This is a genomic window from Mesorhizobium sp. YC-39, assembly GCF_025753795.1.
Taxonomy (GTDB): domain Bacteria; phylum Pseudomonadota; class Alphaproteobacteria; order Rhizobiales; family Rhizobiaceae; genus Mesorhizobium.
This window is the reverse complement of record NZ_JAOWPS010000018.1, coordinates 1-25,095: the sequence shown is the minus strand read 5'-3', so window position 1 is coordinate 25,095 and position 25,095 is coordinate 1. Positions and strand designations below refer to the sequence as shown.

Genomic DNA, 25,095 nt, shown 5'->3' with positions numbered 1-25,095 from the left:
CTGGGCGCATTCAAACTCCGGTCAACTCTTTTCAAAATTCGTCTCCCAAGTAATTGTGAATGCGCCGATTAGAACGCTTGGCCACACGTTGCCGCTGCGGCGTCCTCAACTGCGTTGTTTCAACACCGCAGGGCGGAACTGCTTGCGTTGCGCCGACGAGACGCGACTCGCCACAGCCGGCAAGCGGGGATCGTCATCTTTGGCACAATTGTGCGCGCGCTCTGGTTTTGCTCAATTGTGCGCTGTGGCATCGAACTTATCCCCTGCACCTGACGTAGACCTGACCTGCGCACAGCCGAATTCGGGTATAGCGCGGGCGATCTGGGAGAAACCTCGCGACAACCAGAAGGATTAGAATGTCCACGGACACAATCTAAAATTCGTCAACCGAATACCTGCTGAGGCCTATACTGAGGTATCCGGCTCAAATATTTCACCTAACGGATTTGCAGGTTGCCGACTGCCTCGGGATGATAAAGAAATACGTCAATTGAATATTTTGCAATTTTATCCTTCCTCGGCAAATATTATGATTTCAAAGGAACCGGGTGCGAGATCGGCCAGGAGAACAATTACTCTCAGATACTTGCGTTTGACCGGGATATCGTTCTTCCTAAAAGATTGAATTTTGGTCCACCGAAAGGCCGGGTTCCTTCCAGGCTTCGCGAAGCTCTTGTTGTAACGGCGAAATTGGGACGCATGGAGGATTGTTGCGTTGCTGGTCAGGCAGCGAGAATGGCGAGCTGTTCGGCCAGAGATGGATACGGCGTCGGACATGCGATTGACGCCTTACCATTTCCGCGACCAGCAGATGCAAGGGTGGACATCCTGCTGGAACGCGCCGACGGCACGATCTTGCAGATCGATGTGAAGTCGGCCGTGACGGTGAAGTCCAGTGACTGCGGCCTGAGGACTTGGCTCAGGCTTGCGGGGATCGGTTCGCCTATAGGGTTGTGTTCTATGACAGCACCAACCTCGTGCCCGTCGCGGACAGGTTGGCCGCGACGCCGCTGTCTTCGTTATGGAGTTGAGGCGTGAGGCAAACTGCAAGCTCGTCCCACGACAACCGATGAGATCGGCTTTCTAACGATCCACCAGCGCTGTGCCGACCGTAAAAGCCGTGGAGCCGAAGATCGCCAGAATCTGGGAAGACGCGGACGCCTTCGGGCCGGCGCAGGCACGGAGCAGGGGCGTAGTCTTGTCGGCAACTCGGGCAGTTCGCGGCATTCGTTGTCTGGCTCAAGACCAGAGCGGCTCGACTGCCTCATGCCGTCACCACAAGCTGCACTCGACCGCTAGACGCCGCTAGCTACGTTCCGTATCGAGCAGCCCGCGTCGACCGGTGGTTCGCAACATGCGGATGGCGTGGCTGGCCGCTACGCCCTGTAGTCAAACAAGGACTTGCAGAACGCAGGGGTGAGCTTGCCGCGATGGATCATGACATTCTCGTGACCGAGTGCGGCCCGCCTGTCCTGCCACTCTCGATTACTCCCGCGCTGTTCATTGGATTTGACGTGGCAAGCGGCAAAGTCAGCGTCATCCAGCGTTGCCAACTGCCACGCATGTACCGACCGCTTCGTATGGATGTGCACCCACATCGGTTTCGGCATTGCTCCGTTGCGCAGCGCCTTGGGCTGCAGCTTGATCTCGAACAGCGCTCCTGGCTCGCCCTTCAACGCCCGCGGCAGATCAGCAGGCGTCAACTCCTTGGCCACCCGCAATTGTTCAAGGTAGTTCTGCAACGGAAACGGGTAGGTCTTCATGCAATCGGTCGTGATAGCGGCCTTTCGCTTGTTCACATCGTTGATCAATCCCCGCGCCTCGGACAACATCCCCTGAAGCCGAACTTTTTTGGCGTGCACGTCGCGCACTTGCGTCGTGAAAAGGCCGAGTCGAAGAGGTTCCGCCAACGCGGCCAGACAGGCCTCCATCTCGGTGGCCTGCGCCTGCAGGCGCTCGACCACGGTGTCGAGTGCGTAGGCGGCGTCCTCGGGTTTCATCCAACGCGCTTGCGAGATGGTCTTTTGCTGACCAGCGAGATCGAACTGCAAAAGTTCGCTCAGCCGCTCGACTCCTCGCGTCAGGGCCGCCGTCGAGGCGGGGGTCTGCCAGATGGCCAAGTGTGCCGTCGCCGTCGCCGCACTCGCCTGCGCCTCCTTCGCGCTCACGAGCTTCTTCGTACCTAGATCCGAGCGCACGAGAACGTTGGCTGCTGGCTCCGTGTCGCTGACGCCCGCCACGACTTGCGGCTCCGGCCGCCTGGCCGAACTCCCGTCCCCAGTGGCCGGCTTGTGCTTGCCTTTCCCTTTCCTGCGCGCTGCCGTGCCTTCAGCCCCCGCACCCTTACCGGCAGTGCTAGCCGATATCCCAGCGCCAGCGTCGGTCGGCGGTGCAATGATGGCTGACGTCTTCGGCTGCAGTGTCAGGAATCGCATGACTTCGTGCGCGCTGGTCCACGCATCCGTCACGCTCTTCCCCAACAGTTCCAATGGAAGCCCGGCACTTGTTCGGTCATTGCTTAGCTCGGTCAGGATGTCCTGCAATGCCACCGCAAATTCCGAAAGCCGCTCCACGACTCCTTCCAGAACGGCGCAGTGATCTGCGTCGAGTGGGCGCCCTTTGCTGTACAGAACAGCGTTGGACGTCGAGTGAAATGCCGGAAAAACCTCGCTGACGAAGGTTCCCAGCCGACGCACCTGCCCGTCGTCACCCATGAGGGTTCCCATCACGGGTGCTTCGAAGGAGCTCGCCTGCCGCTCAATCTTGAACTTCGCGAGAGCAACCCGAGATTCCAGCTGCATGACTTTCGTATTCAGAGCCCAGCCGGAGTGCAGCCGTAGTGCGGCCTCATCGGCCTCGCGCATGTTGGCCGTTGCACTTGGTAAGTTGGCAGTGGCGGCACAGACGGACCGCATCCGTTCACAGCGCCAAGCCTTCTTTTCCCAGCACTCCATCGAGGCCACATGGTGGTCCGCCACCGTTGAAGCCGCTCGGCTCAGCTGGTCCGGAGTAGCGTCGGATTTGAGCAAGCTCTTGAGCACGGTGGATGCAAGCTGTCTGCGGCCTTGCACCTGTCGGATAGTCGTGGCGGCCAGCATGTTGCATTGGTCCCCCGCATGGAGCACCTCGTCGCGGAATTGACGCGCCCGATCGTCGGACAGAATGTTACGCGCCAGAGGCGGGTGCAGGCTCGCATAGTAATCTAGAACTGCTGAGCCTGCATAAACGAGCCGATCGATCTGCTCTTGCGCCTCGTCCAAGGAGTTATAGTTTTGCAGGGCCGTATTGCGGCAGGCGTCGAGTTCCATGAGCAGCCCGAGCATTCGTTCCTTCGTTGAGTTGATCTCTTCGGCTGACAAGGAAATAGGATCCGCCTCACCCGAAGTTGGCGGCTGGCTGGCGACCGGCGTCATGGCTTCACCCTCCGACAGCGAGGGAAAACCGCGCCGCCGCGCCGTGACTGCACGTGGCGCAACGGCTGCAAGTGGCGGAGCGCCCAGGATTGGATGGGCGCCAACGGAGGCGCAGGAAGACCTATCGCCAAGGGCATCATCGGCACCGCGCGCGATGGGAGCGGAGGTCGTCGCTTTATCCAGAGCCACAGAGCGCATCTGCTCCACGAAGACATCGAACGATTGGCTGCCTTCCCCAGGGGCGCCACTTAATAGCGAGCGTGAACAGCTCGATCCGGCTCCAGCATCCCCAATGCACGATCTGCCAGGTCGGCCAATGCTCGTCATATTCCATCTCCGATATTGGCGACTATGCGCTGATCGTGGTGTTGCGGGCTGATGGTCGCTCAGCCGTTGTGATTCGCAGAGAGGGAGTTTTTGGGGGGAGGGGGTACCTTCACGGGCGCTATTGCTCGCCCTTACCCCGAAGATGGTCTGCCGCTGGAACCGGCACCGAAGACCCAAGCAAAGATGTCGCAAATCTGTGGCATCCTCCACCCCGTTTGCTCGACGGCTACCAACCGGTTCGTTTCGTCGGCCTCGTGAAAATCGGACGAGCCGCCAGTTCGACCATACAGGACGTTTCGCATTCCCATGTTTCGCGTTGAGCTCGAGCTGGTTAGGGTACGGTAGGCATGGATAGACGGCCTGTCTGACGATTAGCTGACGACGCGCTTCTCCTGAATGCAAAAAAACCGACCTAAGCGTTAGCGATCAGGCTGCGGCCTATATCGGCCGCGAAACCTCAAGGTCAGCCAAGCGGCCTTGTCGCGGCTGTCCCGTTATCCGAAGTCGGTCGCAAAGAGATATCAGGCAAGGGCTCGGGTCACAGCTCCCATTCCGCAATAGCGAGCCCTACAAAGGTGGCATCGATCGATTGCGGCTGAGAGTAACGCTATTGTCTGATTGATGGTTGAGGGGCGCCTGCTGCACGGTCTCCACCAACACTCGCCGTCGGCCGGCGCGGATTTGATCCTAACAGATTTCGCACGAGAGGTTGCCAAAGGAGGGTTTGGCGAGGTTGCACGTGCTTGTAGAAACTAAGCTCCGACCGGCGTAAGGAATTTTCTGCAACCATCCTTAATGAGCTGCTCGGCAACTTTGGCTCCTAACTCGGTAAAATCCTTGGAATTGAGGGGCAGCTCCATTGCCGCCTCAAGGCAGTTCCCAGTAGCACTATCAAAGACTGCAGCGGTCAATTTGTGGCCGCCGCTTTCAACAGCCCAGCAGTGCGCCGCAATTGCGCTGTGGCAGTTACCGTTGAGCTGTGCGAGCACCTCTCGCTCCGCCGCCGCGGCATTCTCCGACTCTTCGTTATTAACGATCCTGAGATAAGAGCATCGGTTCAAGTCTTCCCGCCTTATCTGCAGAACCAGAATGCCTTGCCCAGCAGCGGGGAGAACCTCGTCGTAAGAGAATAGTCGCGCGATACGGCTATGAAAGCCAACGCGATCCAAGCCGGAACCAGAAAGTATCAAGGCATCGTGCAGACCGGAATCCAGATTCTTAAGGCGAGTATTGACGTTGCCACGGCTCAACTCAACGGCACAATCAGGGAACAGGCGCAACGCGGCGGCTCGGCGGCGCGGCGCCGATGTTCCAATCCGGACACGTTGTTTTGCCAGGAACTCCTCTTCAGATAGGCCGCTTCGAAGGACAAGAGCGTCTCGAGGATCTTCTCTTGAGAGAAACGCAATTAACATAAGTTCTTCATGCATCTGGACATCTCCCGGAATGTCCTTCAGGGCATGAATCGCGCAGTCGATCTCATTGGCCAAAAGACGACGTTCCAAATCTTTGATAAATGTCCCTTTCCCACCATATAGTTTAAGGTCTCCCTTGATGAGATCACCTTCGGACACAAATGGGCAAATTTCAACCTCAATCCTCGGTTCTACAGCTTTAATAAGGCGCTCAGCAGTCCCGGCCACAACGATTGCCATCGGGCTGCGGCGGGTTCCTAGACGAAGTTTTGGATGTTTCATATTTTAATCTCTAGACAGTAATACTATACCGGTTTCAGATATTTCGTCTTTATCTACTAGAAGGTAGTTTACTTCAAAATCGCCGAAACCGATCTCCGTGATCGGTGCATAGTCGATGTAACTGCTATACGTAAACATTGCGCGTAGCCGGCCACTCGGTTTTCTCTGGAGAAGCTGCTCGACAAACCGCTGTTTGGTGGTGCCTGTCACATCATACAAGGTGGTAGCACCTCTGTTTGGTGAAAAGCGTTTCGGATGGGCTGCAGGTGCATTGAAGACAATATAATCAAAGTCCCCCTGTATACTCGCGAGAAGATCAGAATGAACAACAGAAATTTCGAAGCCAAGCCGATCAAAATTGCGACGAGCATTGTTGCAAGCTTCGACCATAATGTCCGAAGCGACAATGTTTCGGCATCCTCGGAGCCACATGGCGGCAGATAGGTGTCCGCAGCCGGTGCCGATCTCGACTATTCGCGCGTCCGGACTCGGAGGAATGAGGTCGATGGCTCTTAGGATCTTGCGACCAGATTTTCCCTTGGCGGGATTGAAAACACCCGGATCGACATGAAGCCCTATTCCATTGAGGACGATGTCGTCTGCCTCACCGTCGGGGGCTACAGTATCAATGCGCCCGAGGCGCTCTTCAATTCGTGGATCCAACGGCATTGAGACTCCTTCGCGATCAAATTTCAAAGGGATGGACCTGTTACAGCATTTGTGGTCGCGCTTGCCATCATTTTTCTAACGGCGGACCCAGCGCGAAACGGATGACTGCCAGGACTTATGGATTCGGCGAAGCCGACTACGTTGGCTACAGCAGGCGATAATCTCGCCGCATACACGGGAAGCTCGGGGCGAGGTCGCTCCAGGCTTTGTTTGCTTCCCAGCGAGGCTGGCGCTGGGCGGACCGCGACTGTGCCACCAACGCCGAGCGAGCCTCAGCGGTCTTGGTGCAGTTGAGGGAGAGTGTGAGCATGCGGCTTCTCGGAACACTGTGGATTTTCCAACGGCAACTTGGCCCTGGCGGTGCTTTCTCGATTGAACTTGACGCTCGCTGCACGATCACGCCGTACCGCTCAACCTCCAATGCAGGACCTGCGGCCTGCCATCGAGCGGCGTCTCCTCGAAATGCGCGGTGCCAGTAGATGCCACGCGCCAGTAGCGGCCGCCGACACCGATGTTGACCAATCCGTGACTCTTAGCTCAACACCGCCTCGAGCTGGACGCCATGCCCATCGCCGTCGCCGGGAAGCGGGTTGATCAGGGGGGGCAATGGTGATGATCTTTGCCGTCAATGCCTTCCCGAGCACCACGAAGATCGTGAACATATGTCTCGTAAGCGTCCTGAACCGCCGCAGGCTCTCATCTGCTTCGCACTTGGCCATCCGGATCTGAGACAGCGCCGGCTCCGCATCGCGAAATGCCCGGGACGGCGGGTCGACTCTCTGGCCAAGACGCTATTTTCCGGCCGCAATTCCCGCGTCGGCCTTTAACGGATCATGCCGCACATCTTTTAAATGCCTCATCGTCTGGCCCCGTGTAACCCGGCCGGGCCTCCCGACCGAAGGTTCGATGATGATGATCGCCTCTGGAGAATAGTTCTTGTTGTCGAGCGCGGCGGTCTCCACCGTCTTGCCGTGCTCTACTCGTTGCCAATGACCGGCACGCGGCCGAGCGATGTCATGGGCATCGCAGGCCTGCGCGACATGCTGGTCCCTGACGCCATATAGCCTTGCGAGCTCGGTCATCGGCTTCGACCAGACCAGCCGATGAAGCTCGGCACGCGTCATTCTCATCATGTTCTTTCCGCTCGTATCAGTCATGAGCAACGCCAGCCAGCCTGTCGACTCGTTTGACGAACGCCCCTGCCACATCTACATCGTGTGAAGTCTATATGGCCGCTCGGGTCGAGCCATCCAGCCCTATCTTCCTTCACGTCCAGCTGTGCAGCGTTCGCCAGGATGGTGAGTAGTTTGTTGTCTTGCATATTGGCCGTGGGTTAGCAAAGGACAAAAAACAAAATGGCACTCCAAGCAGCATTGGTGCACGGATCGTTTTTAGGGATTTGCCGATAGGCGGGTGAGATCGCAAATGGAGCTATGATCTTCGCCGAATGCCCTTCAAACACAATGCCACCCGGCGTCACGAATACCGAAGATGAAGTACAAGGTGACGAATTGGCCGGAGTACGAAGCGGCGCCGTCCTGCAACACAGCTTCGCCGCAACGATTGTAATTCCTCCACGTGTGACGGCGGTGGAGAGCGGTGCAATCGGACCACCGGGCCAGAGAGATGGTCACATCAGGGCGATTGCCAATGACGGAAGGTTGAAATGGCAGACTGCCACCGGTTACGGCCGATGCGCCCTGATCGAGACGGCCATCGGCCCAAGGGATTGATCGGCCGGCGCCTGCGCGCGCGCTTCTTTCCGGCTCAGCAGACCGAGGCCGCCATCGCGTGCGCCGTTCTCAATCGCATGACGGCGTGCGCACGCCCGGAGTCCGTCCGCTGCCCGGCACGGCCGACATAGAAGGATGCATCAAAGACCGCGTTGGGTGCAGTTCCGTGGTCATGCACCAACGCCTCTGTCAAGGCCAAGCCGCGCATACCGCGCGATGTCCTGCCGGCCAGCCCTGAACCCGCTGCGCGCGCCGCTATCTCGGCCGTCCGCCAGGACAGAACGCGTGAAAGCACACCCCCAGGACATCGGAGCAGAACGGCCCTTGTCAAATACATCCGTCAAATAGCGGCTCCGGCGGATCCGGATCGCTTCAGCCGGCGACACCTCCAGCAAGGCATTGAGACCGACCATTTCCGGGTGAAGGAGAACATGCCGAAGGTTGGTGACTTCCAGTCATTCATCACAGCGCGACGGACCATCGCGGGTTTCGAGGCGATGCTGTGGTTGAGGGAAGGCTTGCGTTTTTCCGGTGGCTTAACAAAGTGCAAAGGCGGCATGCGATCTGACGAACGGCACCCGGATCTTGCGACATGCCCCCGTAGGAGGCTCGTCAGTTCATCGAAAGCTAGCGCTGCTATGTGCTTAGGAGACGTGGATGTCTGACCAACGAAGATTATCGTATTTAGGGAGAGTGGCGTGGAATCCAATTCCGATCCATTCAATACCAACGCTTGGATGCACCAATACGCTGCCTTGCAAGAACAGCAGCAGCGGGCGAGGCAACAGTCGGACAATATGCCTGCTGGTCAAGCGAGCTTTGAGCGGCAACTGAGCGACTTGCAGCTCAGTTCCTCTGATGAGAGGTCCGGTGATGCTGCTTCGCCCAACACTCCACCCGCAGAGGCGCATGGAAGTATCCAGCGCACTGACGTCGGCGGTTCGATGCGGATGCCGCCGCAATCCAACCTGCGGGACAATCGCTTCAGCAGTACGCGGTACAGCGTCGATTTTCCTCGCCCTCACCTTGGCTCGGCTGAGAAGGCGGTGCAGTCTGATTTGCGTGACAGGCTATTCAGTAGCACGCGCTACACGGCACAATCGGAATCGGGGCCTGTCGCGCGGACAAGAGATAAGAAGAGCGGGGGACTTTGGTCGCGTGTTAAGTCGGGGCTCGGCAATGAGGGGCGGCCTGGTTTGCGTTGGGAAGAAAGCACCTCGCGCTCTGGCGGCGAACATTCGCGCGGCGATCGGGCGGCCGGAGGCAAGCAAGCAGGCGGGCGCCAACGAGCGGGTGCTTCGGATGTGCAGACACTGCCCCCTTCGCTGCGCAGTTCCCGCAAAGGAATCATGTCACGTCTCGGGTCCGGCGTTGGGAAAATGTTCGGTCTGAGCCGCAGCAGCAAGGAATCGTCATCGCAGGCAGTTGTTTCAACGGATTTTCATATCGACTACGCCAAACGCGGTCGGGAGGTGATCGAGGCCAGCCTAGATCCTCAAGAGCGGGAACTCCACCCTGCACACCGCAGGTCCGCAGCAGAATGGGAAGCCGCCACGCCCGAGCCCGTCCATCATGGTAGCACTGACTACCCCATGTCCCCGGTTACGCAAGACTCCGGAGCAGATGCCGCGCCAACCACGGAACAGCTTACGAAGTGCGAGCGAGGTCTGCGCCGTGATGAGATTGAGCAACTCCGTCAGCTGCGTCAGTATCAGCGGCAGCAACTGCGCCTTGCTGCGCAACCCGACCTTCCGCAGGAACATCACGTGCGGCATCCTCAAGCTTGCATAGATATGGCCCGCGACAACCTGTTGGCAGACCGCAATGAGTACGGCTGGGCGCTGCCATTTCTCGATGGCGGTGCGACGCCAGAGAAGAACGCAGGATGGCTTGACAAGTACCTCCAGATGCTGAGGCGCTCCGCCACTTCCCCACAAAGCAATCAGTATCGACCGGATCTGGAACGCTGCACAGACTTGGCCGCGCACTATTTGGTCAAGACCGACTGGTTCGTAGACGCGCCGCTGCAGCAGCTCGTGCGCCTGGGCAGCAACCTGAGCAAGCACCCGCGGAGAGCCACGTGCATGCAGGCCGTAGCCTGGATCGCCGGTGAGGTGCTTGAACACGACGGCCTGCCGGAGCTGAGTGCCAAGAACCTGGCATTGCTTGCGAACGCTTTGTCGAAGAACACCCGCAGCGATCGATGCGAGCAAGCCGTCGCTCGCCTGGGACGCGTCCTGCTGCGTGAGCGGCTGGACCGGGACCTAACGGCACAAGGGGCCAGCCTGGTGCTTAACGCGATGAGCAAGTGGTCCGGCAATCCAGACTGCCACAGCGCTGGTGAACGCCTCGCCGGGCGAATCGCACACGACGCAGCCTTGATCTGGGAGATGGGAGCCCAGGCGGTCGCCAACTCGCTCAACGCACTGAGCAAGTGGCCCGACAGTTCTGCCTCTCAGAGCGCCAGCGAACGTCTGGCTGAACGAATCTCAAACGATGTAGACTTGGTGCGGGACATGGACGCACAGAATGTCGCCAACTCGCTCAACGCGCTGAGCAAGTGGCCCGGCAGCCCCGCTTGCCGAAGTGCCGGCGAGAGCTTGGGCGAACGGGTCGCGAGCGACGACACCTTGCTGCAGGAGATGAACGCCGAAGCGGTTGCCAGCACATTCAACGCCCTGAGCAAGTGGCTGGATAGCCCCGTCTTTCAGATGACTGGCAGACTCATGGCCGAGCGAATCGCCAATGATGCGCCCCTGGTCGAGAACATGGATGAACGACATCTCGCCGAGTTGCTCAACGCCCTGAGCAAGTGGCCCGAGAATCGTTCGTGCAGGAAGGCAGGCAGGCGCTTGGCCGAACGGATCACGGGCGACGACGCGTTGCTGCAGCAGATGAACGCGCGAGATGTCGCCCACTCACTCAACGCCCTGAGCAAGTGGCCCAACAGTTCTGCCTGTCAGAGCGCCAGCGAACGTCTGGCTGAACGAATCTCAAACGATGTGGGCTTGCTGCGGGACATGGACGCACAGAATGTCGCCAACTCGCTCAACGCGCTGAGCAAGTGGCCCGGCAACGAGGTCTGCCTGGCAACAACCGAACGTCTGGCCGAATGGGTCGCGAGCGAGGACACGTTGCTGCAGGAGATGAACGCGCAAGAAGTCGCGATGTCGCTCAACGCACTGTGCGGGTCGCCCCATGCGCCAGACTGGCGCTGGACGTCGATCAGGCTAGCTGATCGGACGGGTGGGGCTGACCTTCCCTGGCGCGATTTCGACATGGGCACGCTTGCGCAGGTCGGCAACGCCTTGACGCACCTGTCCCACTCAGCAGTGGATGCGGAGGACGAGGCGGAGGTTCAAGCGCTGGCGCGCGCGAAGCTTCAGGGTCTGGCGGCGCACCTCGACCTGCATCGGGATCGATTCGAGACGGCGCAGGCCCAGGACATCGCCATGATCTTCAAGGCGTTGGCCCATGAACAGCTGCAACGCGAGATGCGACCACTGGCCGGGCCAGCCTTAAACAGGGTGGCAAACCTGTGCCGCGAAACGCACTTGCGCGAGACGGACCTTGAATCGGTGGGCAACCTGTGCCTGGGCTTGCTGCCCCTGGCCCGCAGCCAGGAACTCTCGCGCCATCACCGCCAGGCACTGTCCGTCTTCGATGAAATGCAGCCGATCGTCGCGCGCAAGATCGATCGCTTTCTGCAGGGTCAGCAAGCCGATGACGCACCCACTGTTGCGAGCGCTGCGCCCGCCGACGAGCTGCACGCCACGCGCTGCCCGGCACTGACGTCCTATCAGGTGCTCAAGACCTACGCAGTGGTAAGCAGGCAGTGGAAGCCGCGCAATGTCGAGGGGCAGCGCTCGGCCGTGCGAGCTCGCCGTGAGCAACTGGCGACCTGGGTCACGGAGACGCTCGGGCGCACACGCGAGACCATCGAGTCGGACCTCGGGCAGATGAGCTGGAACCTCATCGCGCAAATCGAAGCCGGCGATGAAGTTCTGAACGCGCTGGACCTGCACATGCTCGCGCACTTCGAGCAGGTCACGCAAATCCATGCGCCCTCCGATTTCAGTGTGCAGGACGTGCATCAAAGCATGCGAACGCGGCCCGGCCGACCCCAGCCGCTATCCCCTGGCGCAGGCGACACCAGGCGCGTCGTGGTGGACATGCAGGGACAGATGCTCAAGAGCAACATGGATGACGAGAGCAAGCCGTACTCCCTGTTTGCGCGCCTGACCGGTCTGCCCCTGGTGGAGGTGCAACTGCCTGGTTCGCTGTCCGCGTTCATGCTGGCGCGCACCTTCAATTTCCTGGGCGAGCCGTGGCGCTTCGATCTGTTCGGCGGCAGCCGCTTGAGCCGAGGGGGCCAGCAACGGGCGTCCGACATCCTGTCCGGCGGCGCGAAGGCGCCGTCGATGCTGCCGGCGGTTCGCTATGCCGACACGGCGCCCGGCAGCGCCCTGATGCAGCTGGCCGCAAAGCTCGCGCCGCAGCGCGAGGACTGGTCGCGCATGCAACGCGCGCTTCTGGAGATGGTGCCCCACGACCACGTGGTCGAGGGCACACTCAGGATAGGCTTTATCGACGACGTCCCGGGGCCTCAACATCCATTCAAGTTGGCCGGACCGGGCGGTCAACACATCGCCTTGTGCCCCAACGACGGCTGCGGCTTCCTCAAGTTCGAGGTCGCCATGCGCATTCCCGCGGTCCGCAAGCACTACGACGCATGGGCGGCAATGCGAACAGGTCATGCTAGCGAAGAGCAACGCAAGCTCGTAGCCGAAGAGAGCGAGCTCAAGAGGCTGGCACCGCAGGCACTGCAGCACTTCCCATACGACGTGGAAGCTATCGAGGAAGCGCATCAAGCAATGCAACGCCGCCTGCGCAATTTGGCTCGGCAGCAAGGAGATTCTTCTGTCGGACGGCCGGGCCTCGGCATCGATTCGACAACGCTCTACGACCTTACCGTCAGCGGCGGCTATGCGGGGCAGAAGATACGTGCCGTGCCGTCCGCCGACGACAAGGTGCATTTGCCACACCAGCGCAGCGCTGCCTTCGACCGCGCAGGCGGCGCGCTGCTGCTCGGCAAGCCGCCGTACGACAAGGAGAACCTGCTGCCGGTGCCCGAGGAACGGGTTGCCACCGTAGCCCAGGGGGATCCAACAGCTCAATTCCTGTCAAGGTGCTTTGCCATCCAATACAGCTACGCCGGATTCAACGACGACTCAGGCGAGGATGCCGAGATGCTGCACAGCAAGGGCATGCTCATCATCCCGCCCAAGGGGTGCTGGTCGCCCGCTCACGAGGACATGGACCTGGTGTGCTCGAAGGAGGACCTGAAAACCTTGTCACGCTGGACCGACGGGCGCGACCGCGCCGCCGCCCCTAGCGACATGCTCAGCACCGGCAGCCTGCGCGTCAAGGAGATCGTGCAGCCTGGTCGGCTGGGAGCGTTGCCTATCAATGAACTGCGCAAGCGCAACATGGATTGCGACGGCGATGATGCCTTCGTCTATGCAGGCTATCCGAAGCTGGCAGCGCTGATCGAGCGCGTGATGGACGGGCGCGCCGCTCGGCGTAGCCAGCCCCGTTCCTTCAAACCCCCGAAGACGGCCACGCCGGCATTCGACGACAGTGGTCACTACCAGCCTGGGCGTGCGTCCGAGATCCTAGCCGAGCAGCGCGGACGCAAGCTCATGGGTTCAGCCAGCACCCTGGCGACGCGCTTCCTGTCGCAGCCCGACGACCTGCGCGAGGCGATGGCGCACAGCATGATGTTCGGCACTTACGACGGCGTCGAACGGTCGCTGCGAAACGGCCTGAGCGCCGTTCTCGAGAGCCCACAGCCCGACCGGCAGGCGCTGTATCCATTGGCAATCCAGGCGCACCAGGCGATCGGCCGCGCGCACATGCACGAGGCGCGCGAGGCGGCCCTGCTGCTGTATGGGGAGGTCTTTCGGCATTACCAGGCCTCGGGGCAGCCCATGGCGTCGGGGCCTGCCGAGGTTTCCGCAGCGCTGGCCCAACGATTCCCGGACTTGGCACAGGCATACGTCCAGGCCGTCGACACCCCGGCACGTATCCATGCCATCCTGGACAACTACCCGGTGTGCCGGCTGTCGCACGAGCGGTTCCCCGATGGGCAGCCCGGGCTGGTCCCCGGTGAGCCGGAGCTGACGATGCGCAACCTCTTCACCATAGCCATCAAGGTCGGCACCGACGCTCTGAAGTCCGATACCGGCACCGCGCTGTTCTCCAAGGTGATCGAGGCATGCGAACGCCAGGAGGCGAAGTTCCCTGATCGTGTGCGCAACGTGCCGCACGGCAAGGAGACGGCCCGTGCGATGCGGCACAACCGCTTCGATGCCGATCAGGTCAAGTCCGTGTTGCAGCGCATGCCGACCATGGCTTCTGGCGTCATGCATGACGCCGTGCAGTCGCTGCAGCAGGCGGGCATGCTGGCCCGGCCGCCGGCACCGTCTGCCCGGCTTGGCAAGACGCCTCGCGCAGAAGTTTCACGAGCCGCCGGAGCGCTGTTCGATCGCGCGCGGCAGATGGATCGCGAGATCACGCCGATGCTGCAGCAGGTCGTGTCCGCCTTCGGGGGTGATCTCGCTGGCCTGGAACACCGGCAGAAATCCAAGGGCTCGCTCCACAAGAAGCTTGACTCCCTGATGGCGGCGAAGAACAAGAACCTCGAGGAGGCCGTCGCCGATGTCAACGACGCCCTGCGCTACAGCGTGGTGCTTCCGCCGCAGAACTTCACCGAGGGCTGCCGCCGTATCCTCGCGATGTTGGACCAGCAGGGGCACGCCAGGACGAAGCTGACCAACCACTTCACCAAGAGCGAAGCATTCAGCGCGGTGAGCGTCACGTTGCGCAACCCGGCCGGTGCGCCATGGGAAACCCAGTTCCACACGGCCGAGACCTTCGCGCTGAAGGAGCGCTATCACGATGTTTACAAGAGCGCTCAAGACATGCGCCTGAAGGGCGCATCAGCCGAGCAACTGCGCGCACTTACGCGCGAGGCTTGGCTCGCCTTCCGCGGCATCCCGATGCCGCCTGGATGTGACGAGATCGAAGACTGGCAAGAACATAGCTACGCCCACGGCGCGGAATCGTGGAACGCGCCGAGTTTCCAGGCCAGCGACACGCGACCGACTGGCGTGCAGGACTGGGTTGGCGACGCCAGCACTCCTGGCTACGACGGGCACAGGCCCGCACTCAGCGTGCCGTCCGCGGCATATCAGGCGCCGGCACAGGTACTCGGGGGCGCATCGCTGCCCGACTTGCCCGTCGGTCCGTTGACGCACACGCTCCATACGTTTTTGGAGCAATTCAATGCCGAAGTGGGACAAGCCAGTGGCCAAGGACTGAACTGCCTGCTGGACACGGTTCTTCAAGTTGCCCACAACACGAAGCGGCAGGACCACGAAACACCGCAGACTGGGCAACTTCGGCAACAGGTTCGGTCGCTGCGGAACAGTCTAGTTCAAGTCGGTGCAGTCGATCCGCATGGCGAGATCGACCTTTACGGCGCTGAGGGCGTCGGGGTCTTGCTGGCGAACAATCTTGGCGTGAGCATTCAAGCCATCGAAGCTGATGCGAATGGCAGGCTGACCGTGCATCCTGTCCTGGGTGAAGGTCGACTGGTACACATTCTGCACACGCCGGGGCATTTCCAGCCGCTGTGGCCTCGGCACTAAAGAATGAAAAACCCCAGCGCCGTTGCCGTTTCCTCATAGGAAGGCGCCAGCGAGCGGGGGGTGATCTTGGTCTAGGCGATGGGCGGCAGCGTGCCTCGAGGAGGAGATGAAAAATGCGGCTCAGTAAACTTATTTTCAAAGACAAGGTTTCATCGATGCTTTCTCCCGCAACAGGCAGGAAAGGCCTCGGCTTCAGACTGGGGTCAGAACAAGGTGTGCACCTGAGTGCCCCGTCACCGACTGTGATCTGCAACTTATCTTTCAGGCTCGCTGGAACTGGAGAAGGCGCAACGACGCCCACCGCGTCGGATGCGCCGCGCCAAGTAGAACACGAGCAACGGCAACGAGCCCGGTGATCTCTGATAGGTCGTGTCGCTCCAACCGCCAATTCGGTGCCAACCAGCGCCCGGTTCGCTGATGATTATCAATTAGGGTGGCGCGATAGATTCCATAGCCAACCTTGATGAGCAGCCCCTCGTCGCACATACGGGCCAAATAGCAGCGGGGAATCCGATCTCAGTCAGCTCGCGCATTCGCACTCCACTCTTTTCACCGGCAAATGCGACAGCGCAGTCTCGGAGGGGTGGCTTAGGCCGCCGGCCAATTGGATGCGCTCCGCGCTCTCGCGGTCACGCTTGCGATTCTTGACGGAAGGTTCTGGCGTAGTTTCGAGGGGGATCGGCAGCTCGTAGTTCGCGGGTTCATTCGGCCCAGAGAGCCTGGTCGAACGTCATGACGGCAATGTTCGTGACGGCGGCGGCCAAATCGTTGGTGACGATAAACATGCTGCCGATCTGGTGCAAAGGGATGGCGCGGTGATCTGCACAAGCCGTGCGAATTTCGAGGCGTCTGAAAATGCTGCACGCGACTTCCTTGCCGAGCAGTTCGCCGGCCGTGGCTGAGTGTTTGCCACGCATGACCCGGCTAATGATCCGAAGGAAGAAGGGGTGGAGATCGCGTCGCTTACGATTAACCGTTTGTTCAGCATACCCGCTGATGCCGGCTCCGACCCAGATCAATATCGCCGCGCCTTGTGCGCAGCCTCGACCACCGCCAGCGCCGTCATGTTGACGACGCCGCGCGAGGTGACCGACGGCGTCAGTATGTGCGCCGGCATGTCGGTGCCGAGCAGGATTGGCCCGACATGCAGCGCATCCATCATGGCGCGCAGCGCCGTCAGCGTGATGTTGGCCGAATCGAGGTTGGGGAACACCAGCAGATTGGCTTCGCCCTTCAGCCGTGAATGCGGATAGACGCGTTGGCGCAGATGCTCCGACAAGGCGGTGTCGGCATGCATCTCGCCGTCGCATTGCAGGTCGGGCGCCACCCGCGCCAGGATCGCCGCCGCCTGCCGCATCTTCAGCGCGCTTGGAGAATCGCGCGAGCCGAAATCCGAATGCGACAAGAGTGCCGCCTTCGGCTCGATGCCGAAGCGCTGGATTTCCTCCGCCGCGAGAATGGTCATTTCGGCGATTTCCTCGGCCGTCGGGTCGACCGAGACATGGGTGTCGGTGAGGAAAATGATGCCGCGCTGCGAGATCAGCATCGACAGCGTCGACAGATCGCGGTCCTTGACGCCGGGGCGAGCGCCGATGACCAGTGTCACATTGCGCAGATGCCGCTCGAAACGGCCTTCGAGGCCGCAGATCATGGCGTCGGCATCGCCGCGCTTCAGCGCAAGTGCCGCGATCACCGTGTTGTCGGTGCGCACCATGGTGCGCGCCGCCTCCGTCGTCACGCCGCGCCGGCCGGCGAGTTCGATCAGCAGGTCGACATAGTGTCGGTAGCGCGGATCGTCCTCAGGGTTGATCAGGCCGAAATCGACGCCCGGCTTGATGCGCAGGCCATAGCGCTTCAGCCTGACCTCGATGACATGCGGACGGCCGATCAGGATCGGCTCGGCGATGCCTTCCTCGAGCACCACCTGGGCGGCGCGCAGCACGCGCTCGTCTTCGCCGTCGGCATAGATGACGCGCTTGGCGCTCGACGCCTTGGCAGACGAGAACACCGGCTTCATCACCAGTCCAGAGCGGAAGACGAAGCGGTTGAGCTTGTCGATATAGGCGGCGAAATCGGTGATCGGCCGTGTCGCCACACCGGTGTCGCAGGCCGCCTTGGCGACGGCCGGCGCGATGCGCAGGATGAGCCTTGGATCGAAGGGCGAGGGGATCAGGAATTCGGGTCCGAAGATCGGCGTCTCGCCCGAATATGCGCGTGCGGCGACGTCCGAAGGCTCTTCGCGGGCGAGGGCGGCGATGGCGCGCACGGCAGCCATCTTCATCTCTTCGTTGATGGCGCTGGCGCCGCAATCAAGCGCGCCCCGGAAGATGTAGGGGAAGCACAGGACGTTGTTGACCTGATTGGGAAAATCGGACCGGCCGGTGCAGATCATGGCATCGGGACGCGCCGCGCGCGCCTCTTCCGGCATGATCTCGGGATTGGGGTTGGCCAGCGCCAGGATCAGCGGTTTTGGCGCCATATGCTGCAGCAGTTCCGGCTTCAGCACGCCCGCCGCCGAGAGGCCGAGGAAGACATCGGCGCCCGGGATGACGTCGGCCAGCGTGCGCGCCTCGGTGTCCTTCACATAAGGGTCTTTCCAGCGATCCATCTCTTCGGTGCGGCCCTTGTAGGCGACGCCGAAACGGTCGGTGACCCAGATGTTTTCGATACGCACGCCGAGCGAGACCAGCAGGTTGAGGCAGGCAAGGGCGGCCGCGCCGGCGCCGGAGGTGACGACCTTGATATCCGAAATGGTCTTGCCGGCGAATTCCAGCCCGTTGAGCACGGCGGCGGCGACGATGATGGCGGTGCCGTGCTGGTCGTCGTGGAACACCGGTATCTTCATGCGCGCCTTCAGCTGCTCCTCGACCTCGAAGCACTCCGGCGCCTTGATGTCCTCGAGGTTGATGCCGCCGAAGGTCGGCTCTAGCGCCGAGATCGTCTCGACCATGCGCTCGATCCCAGGCGCATCAATCTCGATGTCGAAGACGTCGATGCCGGCGAACTTCTTGAACAGCACCGCCTTGCCTTCCATGACCGGCTTGGAGGCCAGCGGGCCGATATTGCCGAGGCCGAGCACAGCCGAGCCATTGGAGACGACACCGACCAGGTTGGCGCGCGCCGTATAGTCGGCCGCGGTCGCCGGATTGTCGCGGATCTCAAGACAGGGGGCGGCCACGCCGGGCGAATAGGCGAGCGCCAGGTCGCGTTGGTTGCCGAGCGGCTTGGTCGCCTGGATCTCGAGCTTTCCCGGCGTTGGGTGCTTGTGGAAGTAGAGGGCGGCTTCGTCGAGGTCCGAACGTGCCGTCTTTTTGGTCTCGTCATCCATCGCAGACCTCCTTGTGTTCAGTGCTTTCAAGGCTTTCAGCCTGCGGCACGATTCTTCGCGACGCCAATCGCGGTTTCCACGTTGCGCTGCTGAAGCGGAAAATCGTCCGGCCTCTCAGCCCTTTGCACACGGAATCTCCGACGCGTCGGGCACCCATCGCAGGCGCTGCGTCAAAACGCGCTGACGTAAGGGCCACCATCGAACGGAATGTTCTGGCCGGTAAGGTAGCCGGTTGACCGAGCACAGGAAGGCGCAGATCTGGCCGAGCTCCTCCGGCGCGCCCAACCGCTTTGCCGGCAAGTCGGCGCGGATGCGGACCTTGCGCGCGGCGCCGCCGCAGGATCTTCCGGTGTGCCGGCCTCGTGGGGGACCCACGCAGCCGGTCGGTGTCGAGCTTGCCGGGCACAGCAGGCTGTTGACGGTGACGTGCTGTCGACCGCCGTACGTGCCACGCTGGCAAGGAACGAGTTCAGGTCGGCGAGGGCGCCGGAGGACAGATCGAGTCCTGGGATCAGAACGTAGACCGACAGCGAGGTGGTGTTGACGATGCGGCCGAAGCCGCGCGCTGCCATGCCGTCGATGACGGCCTGCACCAGCTCGACCGGCGTCACCATGTTCTGGGTGACGCCTTCGAGAATCTTGGCGCGATCGAATTCGCGGAAGTAGCGCTGCGGCGTGCCGCCAATCGTTGTTGACAACATCCCTCTGAAATCGTTGGCAAGACATTCTCACAATGAAATCGAAAGCGACAAGCGTCCACCGCCAGCTGAGCGCAAATCAGGTACCAGCAATCGCGGCTCAGCATATCGAGATTGTCTGCATCGACAGGGATTGCCTCAATGTTTTCCGCTGCAAGATAGTCGCCACACTGGACCAGCCGAGAGGGTAATTGGATGATGACCAAGACGCTGGGCGCTTGGACGAACAGCCGACCAGGACGCGCACCGCCTTCAACCAGGATGAGCGATCTTCTTGCCATTGGCTGTTAACCCCGACATTCGTGCCATGCGGCGGTCTGAGCGTATAAATCGGCATCAGCGCTTTTACCCGTGCCCGACTCAGAGTCTGTGAGGGAGGTACCATCGTCAGCGATTTGGGGTCGTAAAGAGTCTGCAAAGTTAACTTGAAGCATTTGTTGCAACGGTTTGATTGCCGGGTGGCATGCGTCTCGGCGAACTTCGAGATTTGCGATGGACAACGGACCCCAGTCTCGCAAGGAAGTAACCCGGGACTTGCGATTATCCACTGAGAACTGACCGATGTCTGAACGCTGGCCTGCTCGGGTTGGACATGACGTTTTTTTGAGCGTTAGCCAGCCATCGTTTTCGGTAGCGCTCTGAGAGTTCTGCAAATTCGTTGAGAGCAGTGGTGATGGCGGGCCACATGGGGAAGCGGCGGTTCGAGGGGGTAGCTTTTCACCTCAGTCTTCTTTCGGTTGACGGGATCCGCTGCATGACTCTGCCCTTAGCGATTGGGCACAGGTACGGGCATTAAACTTTACAGCAGCAGGGCCGCTCCGAGGCATCGCGGCCTTTCAACGGCGGCCGAAGGCCAGGACCTCGGCTGTGTAGGTCTCCACCACCAGGCTGAAGGGCTGGTTCGCCCCGGTATAGAGGATGGCGCGGTGCCGCAGCACTTCATGGGGAATGGCCAGTACCCCCTTTCCCGCCGCCGGCAGCGGCGCGTCCATCTCCCACCCCTTGGGCAGCGGCGACCACAGCAGTTCGGCGCTGATGGTCTGGCGGCGAAAGTGCAGCGGCTGGACCACCTTCCCGAAGGGCTGGTCCGTCGTGTCGAGAACCTGATTCATCTGAGGTGTGAGGCGCGACGGGACATACCAGTTATCGGCCTCGGAGAGCACGAGTTTGCCACAGGCGAGCTGCACACGCCGGTATTGAACGGGTTCGTCAGCGCTGATGCCCAATGCCTGGCGGGCATTATCCGGCAGGAGCTTGTTGTCGCCCTTCACGCGATGGGCGACGATCTTCGCCTCCGGTGCTAGACCATGGTCACCACACCACCGTTCCAGCGTAAGCGTGGCGCTGGGGTGGCTGAGCAGGTCGGCGTTGAGCGTTTCCAGCAGGGCCAGGGCCTGCGTGCGGGAGGCGGTATCGTCGGTGAAAGGGGTGCGGGCCTCGGAGGGTGACGAGACGGTCACCATCACGGCGAGGGAGGCTGCTGCGATGAAATTTCGATTACCCATGCTACAAAACCCTTTTGCGTTGCGTTACGAAGCGGCGTTTGCAGGAACGCAGCCTGCGCGCGCGTTGAAAACATGGCGGCCCCTGCCGCAACTACGAAACGCGCCTTGTGCGCGATCGCGCGTTGTTTGAAAGGAATGTTACCGCCCACCTCTCATATTCCGCGCAATCATGCCGTTGGCAACTGGACGCTTCAGGACGAATCTCCGGTAGACGAAATCAAGCTGCGACCTTCTCTGGGTCCGCTTCGACGGCACGGCATTTCCGGCTCTTTTGGTTTGCGGCCAAGCCCCATCGTCTTGGCCAAAACCGGGCGCGGCTGCATAGCTCGGCGCGACCATGGGGTAATCGGCCGGCAGACCCCATTTGGCGCGATACTCGTCCTGCGTCAGCCCATAGTGGTCGACAGATGGCGTTTCAAACAATTTGAATTTCTTCCGGTCCTCGAGGGAGATGATGTAGTCTGTGTTATCGACTTCCTGATCGGACAGCAGGCTTGAGTGCCTGCGACCCTTCTGTGGTGACCCGTTCAGTGTCGCATGCACCTGGCGGATCAGGGCAGGGGAGACCTCCACCGGGACCGGCTTGTTGGAGACGTAGCTGGCACGACATCGGCGGTGATCTCGATGAGGTTGTCGATGTTCCTGTCGGCTTCTTCTGTCTCTCCGGACGGCTGAAACGCAGTCGGCGAAGCGTCGCCTCATAGTGGCGGTTGTCGCTGAAAGCAGTAAATGTCTCGACCATCAGGCTGCGGGTCCGCTGTGCTGGTGGCCGAGACAACGTTCGACTGTCCGAAGTATGAGGAGCCGATGGCCGCGGTTTACCGTAACGGCAAGCCCGCATTAGGCTGCCTGCAGGCCCGAACTCAGTTCATTTTTTGTGTGGTGACTGTCGACAACTCCAGCCCGTTGGGATTCCTGTAACGATTGGCGAGGCTTTGGAAAAAGCTTCCCGTCTGGTCTGGTTGAACAACAAATTCTCCATAGTTGGGATCGAAGAGTGTGATCCTCCCATCCGACGCTGACGTCGCAATTGAGTGTCTTTGACCGTTGGTAAAGCGCAAGCTGAGCAAATGGTTCGCCCCGCTTTTGGAGATTTTCTTCAGCATCGGTGAGATGCTGTCAGGCCCACCGAACGTATACACGTTTTCTTTCTTGGATGGGTCCAAGCCCACTTCCCGCAACATGGTGGTTTTGGCCTCCAGATTGGCCTGAGAAGATTCTGCTCCCTCACTTCGCGACGAGCTCCTGACGTCCATATACCGCTCCTGCCACTGAGCCGCTGAGTGATGTCCTTGCGATCCCGGTACTAGGGCATTCATTCGCGATCTCGGGCTGTTGTGGAGATTGCTGAGCCACCCCGCAGCCAGCCCAACGCAGATCCCGCGTTGATTCGCATCAGCTAATTCAGCCGTCCTGTATTCCAACACGGAGGTGCTCGGCCTTGCTGGAACGGAGGTGCTCGGCCCTGCTGGAGGGTTGCCTGGATCCGAGGCATTCGACTTGCTGGCGCAGCATCCCATTTTGTCGGGCAACTCCCCAGATGGCAGGTTCCTCCGCAGCGCGAGGTCCGCAAGTGTTTCGGTAAAGCTGTCGCTGTCCATCGACTGACTCGGTTCGTCAGCCCAGCTAGCGCGTGTGGATGAGTCACTGATCCGATTATACATGGCGATTCGCGTTTCCTTTTGGCTTAGGTTTCTTCGTAGCGAGTGCGGACTGAATAGGCCCTGATCCGAATGATGCTCGGTCAAGCTGACGGCGAGCTTACGGACGGTGTTACCAGCTTAGAAAGCAATGGTTGCGCGCCTGAAGACCTATCAGAATCAGGTTCGTTTTCGGTCGATGCGACTGGGGTCGAGTAACTCAGCCATACGGCTGTCGCCCTCTCGGGGCAGGCGGATTTCCAGCACCCCGGCTCTTCCCGTAGGGTGAAGCCGCGTTTCCGAAGGGACGCCCTTCAAAGTCACGGCCCAGCGGTTCTCAGATTATGCAAATGCTTGAGATCGGCGATCAGATCGTGAAAAAGCCGTCAAACACGCACCTTTGTCAGAAAGTTCCGGACGAGTGACCTGCAGGAGCCAAGGGCACGCTCAAGAGGGACAATCCAAACACGGGCTTTGGCTTGATTGGACCTCGATAACGGTGAGAAGGATGTCTCGTCCATGCCATCGATCCGCTCAGGAATCAGAGTGCTTGTGGAAGGACAGAGGTGTTCCTCGAAGCCGGGCAGGGAAAGAAGGTCTGGAAGTCCGGAGCACTCGCCTCTCCCAGAGCCAACGCACAGCCGATCCTCGGAACCTGTCCACTTAGACATAGAAAAGCCCGCTGCCGGGAGGAGGTGGCAGCGGGCTCGATTGAGATGCAGCGCGGGAAGAGGCGCGCCGCATTCAGCGTCGGCATCACATTCGAGGGGGGTAGATGACCGACATCAGGACCTTACCCATAGCCGCAGATATTGCGATGCACAAATTATATATCGCAATTGCGAGAATGTTACTTGGATTCGCGTCGCATATGCATCCGCAGGAGGGCTTCCTGTCGCACGAAAGCCGACGGCAGGAAAGAGTGCTTCATTTCGTCGCTCTACCTGGCAGTGCCTCCTGCAGGATCAGGTGTGTCGACCGCCAAATTGTCGGAGACGGTTATCTCGACCATTGGCTCAGTCGCTCCCCGCCCTCACCGTTTAGCGGGAAGCAATTTCAGGAGATCGGGCTGTGGCTTGGTGAGATAAATCCACCTGCCCATCCTCCGGCTTCAAATCGCGATCTGGCGATCATGGTAAGGAACGACGTCAGTGAAGCCTTAGGAAAGTCGGCATGAAAACTCATGCCCTTCGCTGACAGTTTGGCTGCGGCGTCGCTGTCCATGTCATAAAGTTAAGGGCCCCCAATGGCGAGCATGCAGAACTCTCGGGTTACTCATCCGCCGCATGTCCTCCAGCTCTACCGATGGGGGGACCTGAGATGCCAATTGCCTCGGTATCGCTTGAGTATCCTGTCAATCGCAGCGAAGGATATTTGCTTCGCGCGCGGCCGCGACGAAGGCCCTTCGAGCGGCGGGTGGATGAGCCTCACCTCTCAGTACCTTCAGACAGGCGTCCATTGCGGCCCTGCGCCTCTCCGTCTGACGACCAAAATCCCGGAGCAGGATGGAGGCAGCATCATTGACATCGCACACGGCACGTTCTGTGCTATGGCGGCTAATCTGGATCACAACTGGCCTCTCAAATCTGACCAAGCCCGTCATCTCGCCTCCCCCTCAACTCCTACCGACCCAGAGCCTGCGATTACAACCGATGAAAATTGTGTCGATCCCGCTTGCGGGTCGCACCGGTCGGCCGCTCAATCGAAAGCTTGGTACAAGGTGGGATTCCACCCATGTTCAATTCTTGCACGAATCGTACCATGAGTGCATTTTATCGGGGCAGCGCAAGATGTTTCTTTACCGTTGGCCTTCTGGCCGATGCGATTACTTCATCTGGAAGAAATGGCGAATGCAGCCTGATTCCGAATCGCCTATGAATTCTCGATCCGAGGAGAGCCTGCCATCTTTGGGATGTGATCAGTGCAGGGCCTGAGGCAAACGATGCGATCTCTCGCCTGGCAGTGTCATGCCAACGCTGGCCGGGCCTCTCGACCGGCCGTTCGATGATGATGACGGTTCTCGCTGGTATGGTTTCCTGAACGGCGCAGACAACCTGTTAATCAGCAGAAGTGGAAAATCGAGCTAGATGCTTAGAGAAGCGCGCTCACATAGTCGTTGCCAGGACCATGTAAATCGTGCCCAACTGTGGCGCTCGGCACCACCCTCGGTCAGCGGATCGTCGGATGTGCGTCGGTCATGTCTATTGTACCTTACCGGGCCGTTGACGGCATAGCTGCTCGATTAGCGTGTTTGGGCTATTCTGGGCCGGTTCTCGCGACGGCGAGAGCGCCCCAGCCACTCCATCAGCCCGAGCGCGTCATCAAATTCGCGCGAGCCGCTCCTGGAGTGCCTGGCGATCGGCGACCAGATTG

The 25,095-nt window shown here is 60.4% G+C and carries 13 protein-coding genes and 3 pseudogenes; 4 read left to right on the top strand and 12 right to left on the bottom strand.

Features of this window, described 5'->3' with window-relative positions; genetic code table 11:
* Positions 1-1,376 precede the first annotated feature (1,376 nt).
* The 5 genes from OHD62_RS35115 to OHD62_RS35095 form a co-directional block, all read right to left on the bottom strand.
* Positions 1,377-3,413 carry a hypothetical protein gene (locus tag OHD62_RS35115; RefSeq protein WP_006200698.1) on the bottom strand — a complete coding sequence of 679 codons (2,037 nt, stop codon included), beginning with the start codon at positions 3,411-3,413 and terminating at the stop codon, positions 1,377-1,379.
* A gap of 1,079 nt (positions 3,414-4,492) precedes the next feature.
* Complete coding sequence (gene hemC, locus OHD62_RS35110; RefSeq protein WP_081482078.1) at positions 4,493-5,437, bottom strand: hydroxymethylbilane synthase; 945 nt, start codon at positions 5,435-5,437, stop codon at positions 4,493-4,495.
* A gap of 3 nt (positions 5,438-5,440) precedes the next feature.
* Entirely contained in the window at positions 5,441-6,106 is a 666-nt protein-coding gene (locus OHD62_RS35105; protein ID WP_081482079.1) for a methyltransferase, read from the bottom strand.
* 396 nt (positions 6,107-6,502) lie between these two features.
* On the bottom strand, positions 6,503-6,628 hold the full coding sequence (locus tag OHD62_RS35100) for a hypothetical protein (protein WP_006200702.1): 126 nt from the start codon (positions 6,626-6,628) through the stop codon (positions 6,503-6,505).
* A gap of 269 nt (positions 6,629-6,897) precedes the next feature.
* Positions 6,898-7,263 carry a hypothetical protein gene (locus OHD62_RS35095; RefSeq protein WP_263792286.1) on the bottom strand — a complete coding sequence of 122 codons (366 nt, stop codon included), beginning with the start codon at positions 7,261-7,263 and terminating at the stop codon, positions 6,898-6,900.
* A gap of 375 nt (positions 7,264-7,638) precedes the next feature.
* Here OHD62_RS35095 and OHD62_RS35090 point away from each other — a divergent pair.
* From OHD62_RS35090 to xopAD, 3 genes and pseudogenes are all read left to right on the top strand, one after another.
* Positions 7,639-7,970: pseudogene (locus OHD62_RS35090) on the top strand (IS5/IS1182 family transposase); the annotation flags it as partial.
* Positions 7,971-8,174: 204 nt separating this feature from the next.
* Positions 8,175-8,504, top strand: a complete 330-nt coding sequence (locus OHD62_RS35930) for a DDE-type integrase/transposase/recombinase (protein ID WP_412177471.1) — start codon at positions 8,175-8,177, stop codon at positions 8,502-8,504.
* A gap of 33 nt (positions 8,505-8,537) precedes the next feature.
* Positions 8,538-15,551: a XopAD/skwp family type III secretion system effector gene (gene xopAD, locus OHD62_RS35080; protein ID WP_263792284.1), complete on the top strand. Its 7,014-nt coding sequence runs from the start codon at positions 8,538-8,540 to the stop codon at positions 15,549-15,551.
* Positions 15,552-16,252: 701 nt separating this feature from the next.
* Here the strand turns inward: xopAD and OHD62_RS35075 are convergent.
* From OHD62_RS35075 to OHD62_RS35050, 6 genes and pseudogenes are all read right to left on the bottom strand, one after another.
* Positions 16,253-16,570, bottom strand: coding sequence for a hypothetical protein (locus tag OHD62_RS35075; RefSeq protein ID WP_139032185.1), 318 nt, complete (start codon positions 16,568-16,570; stop codon positions 16,253-16,255).
* Positions 16,567-18,879 (bottom strand): NADP-dependent malic enzyme, encoded by a 2,313-nt coding sequence (locus OHD62_RS35070; protein WP_263792280.1) that lies wholly within the window; start codon positions 18,877-18,879, stop codon positions 16,567-16,569. The genes OHD62_RS35075 and OHD62_RS35070 overlap by 4 nt, the downstream gene beginning before the upstream one ends.
* Positions 18,880-19,049: 170 nt before the next feature.
* A pseudogene (locus OHD62_RS35065) lies at positions 19,050-19,562 on the bottom strand (SDR family oxidoreductase); the annotation flags it as partial.
* An 851-nt stretch (positions 19,563-20,413) separates the two neighbouring features.
* The gene (locus OHD62_RS35060) at positions 20,414-21,082 is read right to left on the bottom strand and encodes a hypothetical protein (protein WP_006200712.1); all 669 of its coding nucleotides are present in this window, start codon (positions 21,080-21,082) and stop codon (positions 20,414-20,416) included.
* A 191-nt stretch (positions 21,083-21,273) separates the two neighbouring features.
* A pseudogene (locus tag OHD62_RS35055) lies at positions 21,274-21,720 on the bottom strand (MucR family transcriptional regulator).
* A gap of 225 nt (positions 21,721-21,945) precedes the next feature.
* Entirely contained in the window at positions 21,946-22,602 is a 657-nt protein-coding gene (locus OHD62_RS35050; protein ID WP_244425880.1) for a YopT-type cysteine protease domain-containing protein, read from the bottom strand.
* A gap of 895 nt (positions 22,603-23,497) precedes the next feature.
* Here OHD62_RS35050 and OHD62_RS35045 point away from each other — a divergent pair.
* Entirely contained in the window at positions 23,498-23,899 is a 402-nt protein-coding gene (locus OHD62_RS35045) for a hypothetical protein (protein ID WP_263792270.1), read from the top strand.
* Positions 23,900-24,076: 177 nt separating this feature from the next.
* Here OHD62_RS35045 and OHD62_RS35040 read toward each other — a convergent pair whose 3' ends face one another.
* Positions 24,077-24,325: a DUF982 domain-containing protein gene (locus OHD62_RS35040; protein ID WP_081482080.1), complete on the bottom strand. Its 249-nt coding sequence runs from the start codon at positions 24,323-24,325 to the stop codon at positions 24,077-24,079.
* Between the last annotated feature and the right edge of the window lie 770 nt (positions 24,326-25,095).